Raw genomic sequence first — 16,431 nt, 5'->3', positions numbered from 1 at the left:
GTGTTTCACCGTTTCTTTCGAGACTTCGACTTTCTCAATCCCGCTGGCTTGCCTGTTCGCTGCGACCAGTTCTTCTTTTTTGTGGTCGGCTTGCGTCGACCCATGTCTGAGGAAATCTTACCTGGGCTCAAAATCTCGAACCGCAAGGCGCCTGCGAATGGAGCTGCTTCTGCCAAGCGAACTTCAACCGTATCTCCCAGTTGGAAGGTTTCACGGGTGGCTCTGCCAATCAGTGCATGGGCCGCTTCTTCATAGGCGTAGTAATCATTCCCAATAGTAGAAGCAGGTACAAAACCATCTGCGCCGCTATCTTGCAAGCGTATAAAAAGTCCCGATTTGGTGACGCCAGCGATTCTTCCGGTGAACTTGGCACCGACCTGGTCTGCCAACCAGAGGGCGATCAAGCGGTCAATGGTTTCCCTTTCCGCCAGCATTGCCCTTCTTTCTGCTGCGGAAATTTCCCCTGCGATCACCTCGAGTTTTTCCTCAAATCCGCTAGGTAAACCGTCCTTGCCGAGGTTTAGCGAGGCAATCAACGCCCTGTGGACAATCAGGTCGGCGTAGCGGCGGATTGGGGAAGTGAAGTGGGCATAACGTCGCAGGTTAAGGCCAAAGTGACCAATGTTTTGCGGGTGATACTCGGCCTGCGCCTGAGAGCGCAGCACAACTTCGTTCACCAAAGGCGAGTTTGGCGTGTCTTTTACGCGGTCCAAGATGTTGTTGAACACGGAGGCGCGCAAACCACCCTGATGGGGCAGCTTGATGTTCATGGTCGACAGGAAGTCGCGCAGGTTTTCAAGCTTTTCCGGCGTAGACGCGTCATGGATGCGGTAGAGCAGTGCAGAATTCTTGGATTCCAGTGTTTCTGCCGCGGCCACGTTGGCCTGAATCATGAACTCTTCAATCAGTTTGTGGGCGTCAAGGCGCTCTGGCACCACCACGCGGTCCACTGTGCCATCTTCTTTTAGAAGAATCTTGCGTTCAGGCAAGTCAAGCTCGAGTGGGGCACGCTTGTCGCGGCCTTTCTTGAGAACCGCGTAGGCCTGCCAAAGAGGTTTCAGCACATCTTCCAGCAAGACCTCTGTCTTGTCGTCAGTTATGCCTTCAATGGCTTTTTGTGCCTGCTGGTAGGAGAGCTTGGCCGCAGAGCGCATGATCACACGGTGGAAGGTGTGCGAGATCTTTTGGCCCTCAGCATCAAACACCATGCGCGTCGCCATGGCAGGGCGTTCTTCCTTCTCGCGAAGGGAGCACAGGTTGTTTGAGATGCGCTCCGGCAGCATAGGGATGACCCGGTCCGGGAAATAGACCGAGTTGCCGCGCTTTTGCGCTTCGCGGTCCATGTCGGAGCCTGGTGTTACATACGCGGCCACGTCGGCAATAGCGACGTAAACCACAACGCCACCTTCGTTTTCCGGATCATCATCAGCCTGTGCGAATACCGCGTCATCGTGGTCCTTCGCGTCCGCCGGGTCGATCGTGATCAGCGGAATGTCGCGCCAGTCTTCCCGGTTTTGTTGCTTGACCGGCTTGGCGCTCTCGGCTTCTGCCAAAACTTCATCCGGAAACACGTTCGGAATGTTCTGGCTGTAAAGCGCGATTTCGGAGACCGCGTGTTCGGAGTTCATGGAGCCGATGCGGTGTTCAACGCTGGCCCGAGCGATGCCGTAGCGCCCGACCTTGTGAACAGCAACGGAAACGAGATCGCCGTCTTCTGCTTCTTTCAGGTCCCGTGGATCAATATCCACTTCCTTGACACGCCGGTCTACTGGCTCCAGGTGGACCGCCTTGGTTGTCGGGTCGATACGCAGGATGCCCAGTATGGTGCTTTCCTGCTTCTGCAGCCTGCGGATTACACGGGCGCAATACGAGGCTTGCGGCCCCGGATCCTGTTCATTCAAACGCACAAGAGCACGGTCGCCCACCCCAACTTGAGGGCCGGACTTGCCACGACGCTGTTCCTGCAGGATCAGAATGTTGGGCGGGTTGCCATGTTCGGGATCCCAGTTCGTCGGGGTGCCCAGCAACTCGCCATCACGGGACCGGGTGTTGAGGTTCACCACCAAAACGGAGGGGAGGTCGCCGGGGCGGATCATACGCTTCTTGCGCTTCTCGATCGACCCTTCTTCAGCGAGTTCCTTCAGCTGTTTCTTCAAATGGATGCGAGCTGCACCCACAATGCCGAAGTGGCGGGCGATTTCCCGCTTGCCGGCTTTGCCGGGGTTTTCTGCGATGAACGCAAGGATGTCATCGCGGGACGGCATTTCTGCCGGTCCCTTGTGCTTTTTTCCAGCGAGCTTGTGTCGGCTCAATTCTTTTCTTCCAGTACAGCAGAGCGCTGCGCTTGCGCCCTTTTTGCGGGCAGAGTGTACCGCCTTAACCGGAAGCCTTGTTGGCGTTTACGATTGAGACGGCCTGTTCAAATGTAATGTCGTCCGGTTTCACATCCTTGCCGAGGGAGATGAAAGTTTTATCCCACTTCAGGCGGATGCCGAGACGGCCGCTGTCACGAAGGCTCATGTCACCCCCATCAGGGTGTGCGCCCAACTCCTTCAGTACGCCCTTCGCAGCGCCTTCGGACTTGGAAGCGGAGGCCTTTTTAGCGGTGGTTTTCTTTGCGGCGGCTTTCTTGCCTTTGCCTTTTGATCCTGCCTTGGCATTCACCAGTTCAATGGCCTGCTCAAGCGTGACGTCCTCGGGCTTGGTGTCCTTCGGCAGTGTGGCGTTGGTCTTTTCCCATTTCACATAGGGACCATACCGGCCGGAGTAAACATTAATTGCGCCGCCATCCGGGTGATCACCCAGTTCCTTGAGCGGTTTTGCTGCAGCGCGGCGACCACCACCCTTGGCACGCTTCTCGGCGAGAAGTGTAACGGCGCGGTTGATGCCAACAGAGAACACCTCATCAGGTCCATCCAGATTGGCATAGGTGCCATCGTGCTGTACGAATGGGCCGAAGCGTCCAAGGCCTGCGGTAATCATCTTGCCGTCTTCAGGGTGCTCGCCCACTTCCCGTGGGAGGGAGAGCAACTGGAGCGCCTTTTCGAGATCCAGGTCCGCAGCAGACCAACCACGCGGCAGGGAGGAGCGCTTTGGCTTGGCCTCTTCACCCAGCTGCACATAAGGTCCGAAGCGACCAACGCGCAAGGAGACTTCAAGGCCGGTTTCCGGATCAACACCCAGAACCTTCGGGCCATCGGAAGCTGCGTCCCCATCGCCGTCACCGGAGTTGTTCAGCTGGCGGGTATAATCACAGTGTGGCGGATCCTCATCAGGAACCTTGCCGTCCTTCTTGTCCTTGTTGTAGTTGGAGCAACCAACAAAGGCACCAAAGCGGCTTACTTTCAAGGACAAGCGGCCGGTCTCACACTTTGGACACTGGCGTGGATCCGAACCATCTTCCTTGTCCGGGAAGACGTGGGCCCTCAGAATGTCATTGAGGGCGTCCAGCACTTCCGTGTTGGAGCGCTTTATGACCTGGTCACAGATTTCGTGGAATGGGTTCCAGAAGTCGCGCAAGACCTTTTTCCAATCCAAATCACCTGCGGAAATCTTGTCGAGCTGGTCTTCCAGCGACGCGGTGAAGTCATACTCCACATAACGCTCAAAGAAGCCTTCCAGGAACGCTGTAACCAGACGACCTTTATCCTGTGGGACCAGGCGCTTCTTTTCCTGAACCACGTAGCCGCGATCACGCAGGGTTTGCAGTGTGGCTGCATAGGTGGAAGGGCGACCGATGCTGAGCTCTTCCATCTTCTTCACCAATGTCGCTTCCGTATAGCGTGGTGGCGGTTCAGTGAAGTGCTGATTGGCTTCAATGCCTGTGCGGCCAAGGACGTCGTCCTTGTTCATGGCTGGAAGGCGGCGTGAATCTTCGTCTTCCTCGTCATCGCGGCCCTCTTGATAGAGGGTCAGGAAGCCGTCAAAGCGCACAACGGACCCTGTGGCGCGCAAGGCCGCGGTCTTTGAGCCATTGATGGCTTCAATGTCTGCTGTGGTGCGTTCAAGCACTGCGCTTTCCATCTGACTGGCGATGGTGCGCTTCCAGATCAACTCGTAGAGACGTGCTGCATCTGGATCAAGGAACTTGGCCATATCTCGCGGGTGCCGCGTCAGATCCGTTGGGCGGATCGCTTCGTGTGCTTCCTGCGCGTTCTTGGCCTTGGTGGAGTAGAAGCGAGGCTTTTCTGGGACGTAGTTGTCGCCAAACTGCTTGCCGATCACAGAGCGGGCGCTGTGGATGGCTTCCTGCGCAATCTGCACACCGTCTGTACGCATGTAGGTAATAAGACCGGCAGTCTCGCCGCCGATGTTCACCCCTTCATAAAGACCCTGCGCCACTTGCATGGTGCGGGCAGCGGCAAAGCCGCACTTACGAGAAGCTTCCTGCTGAAGGGTCGATGTGGTGAATGGCGGGAACGGGTTGCGCTTTTGCGGCTTGGATTCAACGCTCATCACCTGGAAGCTCGCGCCTTCCAGCATGGTCTTGATGCTGGTGGCTTCCGCCTCGTTTCCAATGCTGAGCTTTTGAAGTTTCTTGCCGTCAAACGCAGTCAGGCGGGCCTGAACCGGATCTGCAGATGGGGTCTTCAGGTTGGCCAGCAGCGACCAGTATTCCTGACTGACAAAGTCTTCGATTTCGTTTTCACGCTGACAAACAAGGCGCAGGGCAACGGACTGCACGCGGCCTGCAGAGCGGGCTCCCGGCAGCTTGCGCCACAAGACAGGTGAGAGTGTGAAACCCACGAGGTAGTCGAGGGCACGGCGCGCCAGATAGGCGTCTACCAAAGGCTCGTCCAGCTCGCGGGGGTTCTGCATGGCTTCAAGGATCGCGTTTTTCGTGATCGCATTGAACACGACGCGCTCGACTTTCTTGTCCTTGAGGAGTTTTTTCTTCTTCAAAACCTCAAGCACGTGCCATGAAATTGCTTCCCCTTCGCGGTCGGGGTCGGTTGCGAGAATGAGGCGGTCGGCATCCTTCACCGCATTGGCTATATCGCTGAGGCGTTTTTGTGATTTGGAATCCACCGCCCATGACATGGCAAAGTCATCATCGGGGAGCACTGAACCATCTTTCGGGGGCAAATCACGCACGTGACCATAAGAGGCCAGTACCTTGTAATCAGACCCAAGGTATTTGTTGATGGTTTTGGCTTTCGCCGGCGATTCCACAATGACGATATTCATCTAAATCCAAACTCTCGCGACTTTTTCGCCTATGAATTGGTGCAGGGCACAGGATGCAAGTGAGTCGATCCGAGACAATCTCGGATACAGTCGCGGCTGTCAAATGGCCTTTTCAGCGCGCGAGGTCAAGAGTGGAAAAGCCATAGACCCTGATAAAGCACCCCTACGTAATTAGTGGTTTTGCACTTCCGCTCAAGATTGAAGAGTGTTATTTCCTTAGCGCAATCATGAATTGCATTTCACAAAACATAAGAGAAAACGTTTAGCTGGTACCATCCCAGCAATTGGAAAGGCGAAACATGAGTGAAGGCGCACCCCTCAATGCCGCAAGCAACGATGATCGTGTAGCAACTGCAACTTATTGTGAGAAGATGTGTCAGGAACTGGCCAAGATGGCTCGCTCTAATGACTTGAGTTTTCTTGCTTATCTTCTGTCCATGGCTGAAGAAGAAGCTCGTCAGGAGCGTCAGAAAGGCGCAGCACCTGAAACAGAGCTCAAGGTAGCCAACGGGTAGTTCGTCCTACCCAACGTTTCTTATGTGATGAGAGAAACCTTGTTTCCCCGGTGACGTTCCAAGCGTCCTGCTAATTCAAGCTCAAGCAGCATGACCTGAGCTGCTTGAGGGGATATCTGCAAAAAACGGATTATTTCATCCACATCGCTTGGCGTCGGGCCGAGCGCATATAAAAGCCTTTGCCGATCATTCTCTGAAATTTCCTCAGTGTTATAGCCGGGATGTTCGGCACCTGCCGGTTCTTCAAAGTTTTGGGAGAGCAGGCTTGCGCTGTTGGCTTCCAACACCTGAAGGGCATCGTCGGGCGTCATCATCAGGGCGGCCCCTTGCTGGATGAGCCGGTTTGCGCCTTCAGATCGCGGGTCAAGGGGAGAGCCGGGGACTGCCAGCACATCCCTGTTTTGTTCCAGAGCAAAGCGCGCCGTGTGCAGGCTACCGGATCGGCTTGCCGCTTCAATCACCAGTACCCCTAGCGAGATACCTGAGATCAGTCTGTTGCGACGGGGGAACTCTCTGGCGCGGGGTTTGAGCCCAAATGGCATCTCCGTCACGACGCCGCCCGCATTTTGGTGGAAGGCTTCAACCAGAGCCTGGTTCTCACTCGGGTAGATCACGTTAATCCCACCTGCGAATACGGCCAGGGTGCCCAGTCGAAGGCTTGCCTTGTGCGCCGCGCTGTCAATGCCGCGCGCAAGGCCTGAGACGACAAGATAGCCGTTGCGCGATAGTTCTTCTGCAAAGGTCGCTGCGAGCTTTGCGCCTGCCATGGAGCAATTGCGCGCACCGATTATGGCGACAGCCTTTGAACCTGCGGTATCTGCGGGGCCAGCCATGGTAAGAAGCGGTGGGGGCGCTTCAATTTCGCGCAGGTTTGGCGGATAGGGCCGCTCTCCAAGGGCCACCATGGACGCGCCGTAGCGGCTCACAGCGTCAAGTTCGGCCTCCGCCTTGTCTGCAGGGCAGACCTTGTAGGAGGACCGTCCGCCGCGTCGTGACAGGTCGGGAAGTGCGGCGAGCGCATTTTCGGCAGAACCAAAGTGATTTAGCAAATCGCGGAAGGTCCGCGGTCCCACATTTTCAGAACGGATAAGCCTGAGCCAGGAGAGCCGCTGCGCGTCACTAAGTTCAACCGCGCGGCCCTTCGTGGCTGTTGGCATTTACTATCCCTTCGATCCGATTTTGCCTTCTGTGCCCTTAAGAAGACGAGAAATGTTCTCGTGATGTTTTAGCCAGAGCATGACACCAAGCAAACCCGTGATTTCTGCGAGTTGCCATTGGTCAAATACAACAAGAACAAACGGGATCAGAAGAGACGAAACCAGTGCTGACAGTGAAGAGTATTTGGTGATGAAGGCCACAAGCAACCAAATCACCATGAAGACCAGCGCGAAAGGCCAGTTCAGGCCGAGCAGAATGCCAATGTATGTTGCAACGCCTTTGCCGCCTTTGAACTTCAGCCAGACAGGGAACAGGTGACCGAGGAAGGCCCCAAGGCCCGCAATCATGGCGGCGTCATTGCCCAGCCAGATGTAGGCGATGACAACAGCAAGGGTGCCTTTGAGCGCATCACACAACAAGGTGAGGGCGGCGAGGCTCTTCTTGCCGGTGCGTAGCACATTGGTGGTGCCAATGTTGCCGGAGCCGATCTGGCGAATGTCGCCCAGACCGGCTGCCTTTGTGATCAGGAGACCGAATGGAATGGAGCCAAGAATGTACCCGATTGCCAGAGCAATCATGTAGTATGGCAGTGAGTAAGACCAGCTGATTGGATCTGGCACGTCTTCGGTCTCCGTTGTGGCGCGTTAAGCTGCAATATTATACAGAATGCGACCCGCCACCAGAGTTGTCAGAACACGGCCCTGCAACGTCTCGTCTTCAAACGGTGTGTTCTTGGAACGAGAGCGGATTTTTTCTTTCTCTACAATCCAAGGCCGTTCCGGATCGAACACGATCAGGTCGGCAGGGGCACCCTTCGACAGACGGCCAGCTTCGAGCCCAAGACGATCTGCTGGATTGCAGGTCATGGCCGCCAGAAGCTTCATGAGAGGCACGTCGCCGCTATGGACGAGGCGCATTCCAGCTCCCAGCATGGTTTCAAGCCCTAGCGCACCGTCTTCAGATTCGGCAAACGGATGACGCTTGGTTTCCACATCCTGCGGGTTGTGGTCTGACATAATGATGTCAATGGTGCCATCAGCTAGAGCTTTCACCATTTCCAGTCGGTCATCTTCCGTGCGCAGGGGCGGCGACATCTTGTGGAACGTGCGGTAGTTCGCAATGTCGTTTTCATTGAGCGTCAGATGATTGATGGAAATGCCAGCCGTTACATTCAGGCCGTCATTCTTGGCGATCTGAATGGCGCGTGCACTCTGCGGACAGGAGATGAGACGGGCGTGATACTTGCCCTTGGTCATGGCGACCAGTCGCATGTCCCGCTCAATGGCGATGAACTCCGCTTCACGCGGCACGCCGCCCAAACCCAGCCACGTGGCACGCAGGCCCGAGTTCATGACGCCTGAGCCTGCCAGATCCTTGTCCTTGGCCTGATGCACCACAAGGGCATCAAAGTCGCGGGCATAGGTGAGAATGCGAGCGAACACCTGCGAGTTGGAGACTGGAATGGTGGCGTTGGTAAAGGCAACGGCACCCGCTTCCTTCAGCAGGCCAAGCTCACTCATTTCCCTGCCTTCAAGGGCTTTGGTCAGCGCTGCCATCGGATGGACATTCACGATGGCGGTGTGGCGGGCGCGGCGCAGGATGAAGTCTACCAGCGCCGGGTCATCAATGATGGGATCACAGTCCGGGCTGGTGATCATGGTGGTCACGCCACCAGCAGCGGCTGCTTGGCTTGCGCTTTCAAGGGTTTCCCGGTGCTCTGCTCCCGGTTCGCCCACAGTAACGCCCATGTCGATGAGGCCCGGAGCGACAATGGCGCCGCCGCAGTCCATCTTCACCGCACCTTCAGGTGCGCCTTGGTTGTTTGCTGCAGCGCCTGCTGCAACAATCTTGCCGTCCTGCACGAGCACGGAACCGGCTTCATCCAGTCCCGAGGCAGGATCAATCACCCGCGCATTGGTCAGAACGAGCGGATTGTTCTTTTCAGCCATGCTCAGCTCCTCACTTGGTCGGCAGGTGTGTCGCCAGGGCTTCAAGTACTGCCATGCGGATGGCAACGCCCATTTCGACCTGTTCTTTAATCAGGCTCTGAGGCCCGTCCGCAACTTCTGCTGCAATCTCAACACCACGGTTCATGGGGCCGGGATGCATGACAAGGGCATCTGGCTTGGCAAAGCTCAGCTTTTCCTTGTCGAGGCCGTGATATTTAAAATACTCACGGACCGATGGCACAAACGCACCGCTCATGCGTTCTCTCTGGAGGCGCAGCATCATGACGATGTCACAGCCTTCAAGGCCTTTGCGCATGTCGGTGAAGACTTCAACGCCCATGTTATGGATACCGGAGGGCAGGAGGGTTGATGGTGCTACGACGCGCACTCGCGCACCCAGTGCATTGAGAAGAATGATGTTGGAGCGAGCAACTCGGGAGTGGCGAATGTCGCCGCAGATGGCAACAGTCAATCCGCCAATATCGCCTTTGTGGCGACGGATGGTCAGCGCATCCAGAAGTGCCTGGGTTGGATGCTCATGTTGGCCATCGCCCGCATTGACCACCGAGCAGCCAACCTTGCGGGCCAGCAGCTGCACCGCCCCAGCGGACTGGTGTCGAACCACCAGAAGGTCCGGGCGCATGGCATGAAGGGTGGCGGCTGTGTCGATCAGCGTCTCGCCTTTTTTGACAGAGGACGTTGCGACAGACATATTCATCACATCCGCGCCGAGGCGTTTTCCTGCGATTTCGAAGGAAGCCTGGGTGCGAGTGGATGCCTCGAAGAAGAGGTTGATTTGTGTCCGGCCACGCAGGACCGCCTTCTGCTTCTCTACCTGTCTAGAGACTTCAACTGCTTCGTCTGCAAGATCTAAAAGATGGAGAATTTCCGGCGGTTGCAACCCCTCGATGCCGAGGAGGTGCCGGTGAGGAAAGGATGTGGATCGATGTGCTGTGTGTGTAGTCATCGAAGACACCCCTATATGCTCATGGAGGTCAACCGTAAAGAGGCAATACCGCTAGTATATTTTTGCAGTTGCAGGTAAAGGTTGTGATGTCGTTGATTAACCAGCGGAAACTTTGCAGGGAGGAGGGCCGGTATTATGCCAAAGACTAATAGCAATGGGGCTGGACAACCGGTTTTGAACCAAGCCCCTCCTTACTTCGGCTACAATCTTTGCGAGAGCGATCCGCTTGTTTTCTCTTCTCTGGGACACGCGCCGGATTCTGATTCCGTTCGCACCGATCTCATCAAGATGGGCGCGCAATGCGGCGCGGCTGATGCGCTGGATCTGGGGCGCATGGCCAATGTCCACAAACCAGAGCTCAAGACCCATGATGCCTATGGACGCCGGTTGGATATCGTCGAGTTTCACCCGTCCTATCACGCATTGATGCGGCGCTCGTTTGCAGCAGGCTTGCATTGTGCGTCCGTTGACGCGCTCCAGCCGGGGGCAAAAAACGCTCACTTCAATCGGGCGCGGCGATACTACATGATGTCTCAGGTGGAGATGGGGCACCTGTGTCCGATCACCATGACCAATGCGGCCGGGATGGCGTTGCAACACAATCCTGAGATCGCCGAGAAATGGCAGAGTTTGATTGCCTCGCGGACCTATGACCAGAGGTTCCGCGCCGCCTCTCAAAAAAACAGCGTCAGCCTTGGAATGGGGCTGACCGAAAAACAAGGTGGGACCGATCTCCGCCAGATCGTCACCACGGCGGAAAGGGTTGGTGAGGGGGAATACCTCATAAACGGCCACAAGTGGTTTTTTTCTGCCCCCATGTCTGATGCCTTTCTGGTGCTGGCGCGTACAGAGGCAGGGCCAAGTTGTTTCCTCGTTCCGCGGGTTCTGGAGGGCGGCAGTGTCAACGGCCTGAACCTCATTCGCCTGAAAAACAAGATGGGAAATCTGTCAAATGCCTCCTCTGAGGTGGAGTTTGAAGATGCGCATGGTTTCCTGCTGGGCGAGGAAGGGCAGGGCATCAAGACCATTCTGTCCATGGTGAATCCGACACGTCTAGATTGTGCCTTGGGTTCTGCTGGTGTGATGCGCGGTGCAGTGGCGCGGGCGGTGCATCACACGCGGCATCGACAGGCCTTTGGAAAGGCGCTGTTGGATCAGCCGGTCATGAATCGTGTTCTGGCGGATATGGCACTGGATGTAGCCGCCGCTTCTGCGCTTGCCTTCCGGCTTGCTCGCGCCTTTGATGCGGCCCCGGAAAACGAGTTGGAGCGTGACTACCTGCGCGTCATCACACCGGTGGCAAAGTACTGGGTCTGCAAGACAGCAAATGTGGTCACCGGCGAGGCGATGGAATGCCTAGGCGGAAATGGTTATGTGGAGGAGCATGATCTGGCGCGGTTCTATCGCGAAGCACCTGTGAACAGCATCTGGGAAGGTTCAGGCAATGTGATGGCCCTCGACCTGATGCGTGTCATGACCAAGAATTCTAGCGGCTTCCTGGCTGTTTTGGATCATCTGGAAGGGCGGCTTGGTCAGGCAGGAAAGGTGTCCGTTGAGGTGCTTCAGGCTGCCGCTCGCACGTGCATTGACGATCCGGGCAGTGCCCGCATTCTTACAGAGCAGCTGGCACTTACGGCCGCTGCCGCCGCGCTGCGAGAAGCGGCCCCCAGTTTCATCTCCGATGCCTTTATGGACAGCCGTCTTGCCGGACAATGGCGCTCCAGCTATGGGATGCTTGATGCGCGCCACGACGCGCGCAGCATCGTGGACTGGCTCTACGTGGTCGCCTGACCAGGGCTCAAACCAACAACAGGAGCCACAGCGGAACAGTGACGGCTGAGGCAAGGGTTTGAAGGGCCAGAAGTTCTGCCATCAACGTGGCATCGCCTCCCATTTGGCGCGCGAGCACATAGCTTGCCGCCGCCGTTGGGACCGCGAATGCAATCACAAGTGCTATGGTCGCATTGGATCCAAGGCCCAGTAGGGTTGCAACGGCAAGTGCGATAGCCGGCGCGACGACAAGGCGTAATAGGCAGCCAATGAGCAGACGTGGCCCCGGTTTGCGAAGGGACTTCATGTCAATTGCTGCGCCAACGCTCAAGATCGCCAGTGGCAGAGCGGCGCGGCCCAGAAACTCTGCATAGTCTTCGATAAAGCCGGGCAGGTCGAGGCCAGTCACGTTGACGATCAAACCCGCTCCAATGGAGATGATGAAGGGGTTTTTCACGATGCCCATCACCAGTGCCTTGATGGAAAGAGCATTGGAGGAAGCGTAGAAGGTCATCATGGTGATGCTGAGCACGTTCATCACCGGAATAAGCAGCGCCATTGTGATGGCGATCAGCGTCCAGCCTTCATCCGCCAGAATATTGGATACAATGGCTAGTGCAATGAAGGCGTTCCACCGTGTTGTTCCTTGAAAGATGGAACTGAACGCAGGGCCGGATACCTCAAGCTGGTGCCTCAACAGCACGCCCGTGGGGACAAGAATGACACACAGCAGAGCCAGCGTGCCATAGAGGCCGATGGCATAGCTTCCAAGATCCAGGCTGGCGAAATCGGCATCCGACACGCTGGTAAAAAGCACCGCAGGAAACAGCAGCCAGTAGCACAGCGTTTCCATGGGCCGCCAGCCATCTGCGCTGATCATCTTGTAGTTGGCAATGGCCCAACCGGTTGCGATCAGCATGAGGACTGGCGTTAAGGCCATGAGCACGGTGTGCATGGAGCTACTCGTTTTCGTTGATGCCGGATAACGGCGTCGTGGCGGGTCAGTCGAAGAAGCTTGTACCACCCAGCTGAAGGCGGTCGAGGAGCCCCTGCAGAATGTAACTTGCGGCCATCTTGTCGACCAGCTCGGCACGTCGGGCGCGGGAGCGATCGGCGTCGATAAGGGTGCGTGTGACAGCTGCCGTTGACAGGCGCTCATCCCAGAACGCCATGGGCAGTTCCGTGCGCTGGGCCAGATTGCGGGCAAATGCCTTGGTGGACTGTACGCGAGGACCCTCTGTGCCGTCCATGTTGAGCGGGAGGCCCAGAACCAGGCCAATCACTTCATGGGTTTGGCACAGTTCCAACAGGCGGTCTGTGTCTAGCGTGAATTTTTTGCGCTTGATGGTTTCAAGGGGCGTGGCAATCTTGCGGCCGATGTCGGACATGGCAAGGCCGATGGTTTTCGTGCCCAGATCAAGCCCGATCAGGCGACCTTGGGGAGGGAGAACCTCTTGAAACTCTTCAAGGGAAAGAACTGGTGTATTCGTGCTCATTTGCGCGCTGTAGCACGGTTCTTGCGCAATTGCCACGCTTCAGATGAACAGATTTAAAGTGGAAACCTCATGTGTTTCGGGCAAACCCTCTGGCGTCCTTGCCGTGGGCGTGGTCTCAAGCAGTCTGGTAGTGCAAAGCTTGGAGGCGTGGCATGGGCCCGTTGGATCTGGAACCGGAATGGCGCAACATCTTGGCGGCTGAGTTCGAGCAGCCCTATTTCAAGAAGCTGGCAGCTTTCCTGGAAGCGGAGGAGGCTGCGGGCAAGACCATCTACCCGCCCAAGCACACGCGTTTTGCAGCGTTCAATGCAACACCGTTCTCCAAGGTAAAGGTCGTGCTTGTGGGGCAGGACCCCTACCACGGGCCGGGGCAGGCCCATGGCTTGAGTTTCTCGGTCGAGAAGGGCGTCAGGTTTCCGCCCTCGTTGCGCAACATCTTCAAGGAGCTGGAGGCGGATGAGGGCATTCCGGTGCCTTCTCACGGTTGCTTGCAGGCTTGGGCGGAGCAGGGCGTACTGTTGCTCAACACAAGTTTGAGCGTTGAGGAAGGCAAGGCCGGTTCGCACGCCAAGAAGGGATGGGAGACCTTCACCAGCGCCGCGCTGAACGCGTTGGCAGTGCAGCGAGAGGGAATTGCCTATTTGCTATGGGGCGCGCACGCGCAAAAGAAGGCAAAGATGGTTGATCCCACCAAGAATCTTGTTCTGAAAGGCGCACATCCGTCGCCTTTGTCGGCTTATCGGGGTTTTTTCGGATCGAAACCCTTCTCCGCGATCAATGAGTACTTAAAGACAGAAAGCTCTTCAGGTATACGTTGGGACGTTGAGCATGTTACGTCAACGGAAGATCGGCATTAGGCATCGTCGGGAGAGGCCTCCTTGGTGCGCGATTGGGAGAGCTAGGCATGAAGCTGACTTATTGGAGCCATTCGGCTTTTACTGTTGAAATTAAAGACGCAAAAATTCTCATTGATCCCTTTTTCACTGGCAATCCAACCTTTCCTGAGGATGCAACAGTCGCCTCGGTGAGTGAAGGGGTTACCCATGTGCTGCTCACCCATGGGCATGACGATCATGTGGGAGACGCCCTACATATCTTGAAAGAAACCGGCGCTCAGTTGACGTCGAACTTCGAAATCTGCATGTGGGCGCAGTCCAGGGGTATTGAGAACATCAATCCGATGGGTTCAGGTGGCTGTGTTGATGTGGGGCCTTTCAAGGTCGCACTCACCCAGGCGCAGCATTCCTCCTCCACCGCGCAGGCCGGAGACGGCCAGACCTACATGGGAAATCCCAATGGCATTGTGGTCATTGCGGAAGGGGAACCCACCCTGCTTCACATGGGGGATACGGACATCTTCAGCGACATGGCCTTGATCCATGAAATCTATCAGCCTGAGGTGGGGATCGTTCCAATCGGCGATCGCTTCACCATGGGCGCGGAAACAGCAGCCATGGCCTGCAAGCGCTATTTCAACTTCAAGACCATCGTGCCTTGTCACTACAAGACCTTCCCAATTCTTGATCAAAGTGCGGATCATTTCATTGAGACCATGGGCACCAACGGCTTCCGCATTGCCGACCTCAAGCCGGGTGAAACGGTTGAGATCGGCAAAGAGTAAACGCGCCTTTTTCGCATTGACGCCTTGCAAAGTCGCAGTCGAAAGCTGCGGCTTTTTTTGTTTGAGTTGGTGTTTGGGTGTCGCGAGCTGGCGTTTTTCTCGTTATGGGTGTGGTGAGTTCCCATCTACATGGCGCCCCGAAGGTGCTCGTTCTGATTGGGACGAGAAAGCGGTTTGAATGAGGGTGCCAATGAGATTGAAGAGTTTGCTGATATGCGCCGGGTTTATTGCCTTCGGTTTGTTGCCCGGGACCAGCGTGTCGGCGGAGGGGCAAGACAAGGCACCAGATTTTATACAATCAATCCAGGTTTATGAGGCTGTCATCTCGTATCCGCCGCCGATGTGGATCAAGGCAGGGGAGCCTATTGGTCAAAGCGAGTACTTTCGTCACCAGAACGGCCCGGAATTCATCTTTGAGCAAATCCCCAAGGGGCAGAAGTTCGAAAGTTGGACGCAGCTTTATGCCGTGCGCGGCGACTACATCAAGCTGGATCAGGACGTTTCACTGGACGCCTATCTGTCCATGAGCCTGCAGCCTTTCATAGATATCTGCGGACAGGAGAACGCCACTGTTCAACGGATCTCGGAGAGCGGCAGCTCAGGCACGTTTCTGCTGATTTGCCAGGATACGCCCCATGCTCCGGAGGGCGGTGTTTATGGCAAAGGCACGGGGGAAGTGGCCCTGTTTCATTTTGCCAAGGTCAACGACACCTTCGTGAAGGTCTATCACGAGTGGAGAGGCAAGAGTTTTCTGGTCCAGAACCCGGAAACATGGCCGGTCAAACAGGACGTACTGGTAAGCGCCATCGAGCGGTTCCAAAGTATCTCTGTGTTTGCTGCCAATTAGTCGGGCGAGTGCCGCAGTCATCTAAGCTTGAAAAGAAAAAGCCGCAGCTCCAGAGCCGCGGCTTTCGTCGTCGATGGGGATGAAGGTCAACAGATTAACCCAGCTCGTCTGCTGGTGTTTCCTTGATTGTTGGCCAATTGGTGTTGGCGTTGTTGATCACTTCATCTGTGCGTTCGGTAAAGCGGCGATGGGCACCGTCATGGGCGTTGAGATAGAGTTTTCCATCAACGATGGCCCACTTTTCAGGCATGATCGGGATCTTGTAACCGAAGCTCACGCCTGTGGCACACCAGCCGCCGTATTGCGGGGCATACTTTTCCGGATTGGCTTCGAATTTTTGAAGGTTCTCTGCGCTGGAGAACTGCCAAGTCACGTCATCATAGGTTGTCGAGAACTCTTTTTTGCCCGGCACAGGCTTGCCTTGGGTGAAGTAGGCAACCGGATCGGTCCCTTTGATTGCAAGACCATCTGCGGTGAAGGTGGTCACCTCATCTGCAAATGTCATGGCGGGAGCCGCGGTCATCATGAGACCTGCAAGAGCGATGGCTTTGAAAGTTGACTTGATCGGCATGTGTCGGTTCCTCTCAATTCTACCCGGAGCGTGACTGTGTGGGGGAGCGTCAGTTTCTATCTTGTTGCGCGGGCCGGTTCGGCTGTGTTTCTTTGCAACGATACTCTGCGGTTTTTTTCAGGCTCATGCCAATCAAAGGGCATCACGGACGCGCGAGAAGGCCGTCAGATGAGCGTTATGGTTAGGGCGCGTTCTACAGCTCTTGCCAAGTTCGAAACAAATCCTGTCGCCGTGCCCACTGTCCGCCTGTCGTACCTTTGGGTGTTGAGCGATTGAGTCGTGTTGATACTGATCGAGTGCGTGTTGTCTCATTCCCAATTGGACTGGTTGAAGTGAAATGCGCTCAGATG

14 protein-coding genes are annotated in these 16,431 nt (G+C 56.1%); 5 read left to right on the top strand and 9 right to left on the bottom strand.

Annotation, left to right across the window (positions count from 1 at the left end):
• Nucleotides 1–5 precede the first annotated feature (5 nt).
• Nucleotides 6–2,264, bottom strand: a complete 2,259-nt coding sequence (gene rnr, locus Q3Y58_RS12870; protein WP_319622658.1) for a ribonuclease R — start codon at nt 2,262–2,264, stop codon at nt 6–8.
• A 112-nt stretch (nt 2,265–2,376) separates the two neighbouring features.
• Nucleotides 2,377–5,187, bottom strand: a complete 2,811-nt coding sequence (gene topA, locus Q3Y58_RS12865; RefSeq protein ID WP_319622536.1) for a type I DNA topoisomerase — start codon at nt 5,185–5,187, stop codon at nt 2,377–2,379.
• 299 nt (nt 5,188–5,486) lie between these two features.
• Between topA and Q3Y58_RS12860 the strand changes: the two genes are divergently transcribed.
• On the top strand, nt 5,487–5,702 hold the full coding sequence (locus tag Q3Y58_RS12860; protein WP_274218850.1) for a hypothetical protein: 216 nt from the start codon (nt 5,487–5,489) through the stop codon (nt 5,700–5,702).
• A gap of 20 nt (nt 5,703–5,722) precedes the next feature.
• Here Q3Y58_RS12860 and dprA read toward each other — a convergent pair whose 3' ends face one another.
• From dprA to Q3Y58_RS12840, 4 genes are read right to left on the bottom strand one after another with little or no spacing between them, the layout of a single operon-like run.
• On the bottom strand, nt 5,723–6,859 hold the full coding sequence (dprA, locus tag Q3Y58_RS12855) for a DNA-processing protein DprA (RefSeq protein ID WP_319622535.1): 1,137 nt from the start codon (nt 6,857–6,859) through the stop codon (nt 5,723–5,725).
• A gap of 3 nt (nt 6,860–6,862) precedes the next feature.
• The gene (gene plsY, locus Q3Y58_RS12850) at nt 6,863–7,480 is read right to left on the bottom strand and encodes a glycerol-3-phosphate 1-O-acyltransferase PlsY (protein WP_274218852.1); all 618 of its coding nucleotides are present in this window, start codon (nt 7,478–7,480) and stop codon (nt 6,863–6,865) included.
• A gap of 24 nt (nt 7,481–7,504) precedes the next feature.
• The gene (locus tag Q3Y58_RS12845; RefSeq protein ID WP_319622534.1) at nt 7,505–8,809 is read right to left on the bottom strand and encodes a dihydroorotase; all 1,305 of its coding nucleotides are present in this window, start codon (nt 8,807–8,809) and stop codon (nt 7,505–7,507) included.
• A gap of 10 nt (nt 8,810–8,819) precedes the next feature.
• The gene (locus tag Q3Y58_RS12840) at nt 8,820–9,776 is read right to left on the bottom strand and encodes an aspartate carbamoyltransferase catalytic subunit (RefSeq protein WP_274218854.1); all 957 of its coding nucleotides are present in this window, start codon (nt 9,774–9,776) and stop codon (nt 8,820–8,822) included.
• A gap of 135 nt (nt 9,777–9,911) precedes the next feature.
• Between Q3Y58_RS12840 and Q3Y58_RS12835 the strand changes: the two genes are divergently transcribed.
• Complete coding sequence (locus Q3Y58_RS12835) at nt 9,912–11,567, top strand: acyl-CoA dehydrogenase family protein (protein ID WP_319622533.1); 1,656 nt, start codon at nt 9,912–9,914, stop codon at nt 11,565–11,567.
• A gap of 7 nt (nt 11,568–11,574) precedes the next feature.
• On the opposite strand, the gene Q3Y58_RS12830 is transcribed toward Q3Y58_RS12835, so the two are convergent.
• Together Q3Y58_RS12830 and ruvX are read right to left on the bottom strand one after the other, a co-directional pair.
• Complete coding sequence (locus Q3Y58_RS12830; RefSeq protein ID WP_319622532.1) at nt 11,575–12,501, bottom strand: AEC family transporter; 927 nt, start codon at nt 12,499–12,501, stop codon at nt 11,575–11,577.
• Nucleotides 12,502–12,547: 46 nt separating this feature from the next.
• Entirely contained in the window at nt 12,548–13,042 is a 495-nt protein-coding gene (gene ruvX, locus Q3Y58_RS12825) for a Holliday junction resolvase RuvX (protein WP_319622531.1), read from the bottom strand.
• 152 nt (nt 13,043–13,194) lie between these two features.
• On the opposite strand from ruvX, the gene ung reads away from it, so the two are divergent.
• The 3 genes from ung to Q3Y58_RS12810 all read left to right on the top strand — a co-directional run bounded on the left by ung (nt 13,195) and on the right by Q3Y58_RS12810 (nt 15,510).
• Nucleotides 13,195–13,899, top strand: coding sequence for a uracil-DNA glycosylase (gene ung / locus Q3Y58_RS12820; protein WP_319622530.1), 705 nt, complete (start codon nt 13,195–13,197; stop codon nt 13,897–13,899).
• A 47-nt stretch (nt 13,900–13,946) separates the two neighbouring features.
• A complete protein-coding gene (locus Q3Y58_RS12815) occupies nt 13,947–14,663 on the top strand; it encodes a metal-dependent hydrolase (protein ID WP_319622529.1) in 717 nt (238 codons plus the stop codon).
• Nucleotides 14,664–14,853: 190 nt separating this feature from the next.
• A complete protein-coding gene (locus Q3Y58_RS12810; protein WP_319622528.1) occupies nt 14,854–15,510 on the top strand; it encodes a hypothetical protein in 657 nt (218 codons plus the stop codon).
• 94 nt (nt 15,511–15,604) lie between these two features.
• Here the strand turns inward: Q3Y58_RS12810 and Q3Y58_RS12805 are convergent, their stop codons facing one another.
• Nucleotides 15,605–16,081 (bottom strand): YHS domain-containing (seleno)protein, encoded by a 477-nt coding sequence (locus Q3Y58_RS12805; protein ID WP_319622527.1) that lies wholly within the window; start codon nt 16,079–16,081, stop codon nt 15,605–15,607.
• Between the last annotated feature and the right edge of the window lie 350 nt (nt 16,082–16,431).

Source organism: Nesiotobacter zosterae, from assembly GCF_033843645.1.
Classification (GTDB): domain Bacteria; phylum Pseudomonadota; class Alphaproteobacteria; order Rhizobiales; family Stappiaceae; genus Pseudovibrio; species Pseudovibrio zosterae.
This window is presented reverse-complemented; position numbering and strand designations above follow the sequence as displayed.

Excerpts from the sequence above, each read along its gene's own strand:
- ung (WP_319622530.1), top strand. The coding sequence starts at position 13,195 with ATGGGCCCGTTGGATCTGGAACCGGAATGGCGCAACATCTTGGCGGCT.
- Q3Y58_RS12805 (WP_319622527.1), bottom strand. The coding sequence starts at position 16,081 with ATGCCGATCAAGTCAACTTTCAAAGCCATCGCTCTTGCAGGTCTCATG.
- ruvX (WP_319622531.1), bottom strand. The coding sequence starts at position 13,042 with ATGAGCACGAATACACCAGTTCTTTCCCTTGAAGAGTTTCAAGAGGTT.
- Q3Y58_RS12815 (WP_319622529.1), top strand. The coding sequence starts at position 13,947 with ATGAAGCTGACTTATTGGAGCCATTCGGCTTTTACTGTTGAAATTAAA.
- Q3Y58_RS12810 (WP_319622528.1), top strand. The coding sequence starts at position 14,854 with ATGAGATTGAAGAGTTTGCTGATATGCGCCGGGTTTATTGCCTTCGGT.
- Q3Y58_RS12840 (WP_274218854.1), bottom strand. The coding sequence starts at position 9,776 with ATGACTACACACACAGCACATCGATCCACATCCTTTCCTCACCGGCAC.
- Q3Y58_RS12835 (WP_319622533.1), top strand. The coding sequence starts at position 9,912 with ATGCCAAAGACTAATAGCAATGGGGCTGGACAACCGGTTTTGAACCAA.
- Q3Y58_RS12830 (WP_319622532.1), bottom strand. The coding sequence starts at position 12,501 with ATGCACACCGTGCTCATGGCCTTAACGCCAGTCCTCATGCTGATCGCA.
- Q3Y58_RS12845 (WP_319622534.1), bottom strand. The coding sequence starts at position 8,809 with ATGGCTGAAAAGAACAATCCGCTCGTTCTGACCAATGCGCGGGTGATT.
- rnr (WP_319622658.1), bottom strand. The coding sequence starts at position 2,264 with ATGCCGTCCCGCGATGACATCCTTGCGTTCATCGCAGAAAACCCCGGC.
- Q3Y58_RS12860 (WP_274218850.1), top strand. The coding sequence starts at position 5,487 with ATGAGTGAAGGCGCACCCCTCAATGCCGCAAGCAACGATGATCGTGTA.
- dprA (WP_319622535.1), bottom strand. The coding sequence starts at position 6,859 with ATGCCAACAGCCACGAAGGGCCGCGCGGTTGAACTTAGTGACGCGCAG.
- topA (WP_319622536.1), bottom strand. The coding sequence starts at position 5,187 with ATGAATATCGTCATTGTGGAATCGCCGGCGAAAGCCAAAACCATCAAC.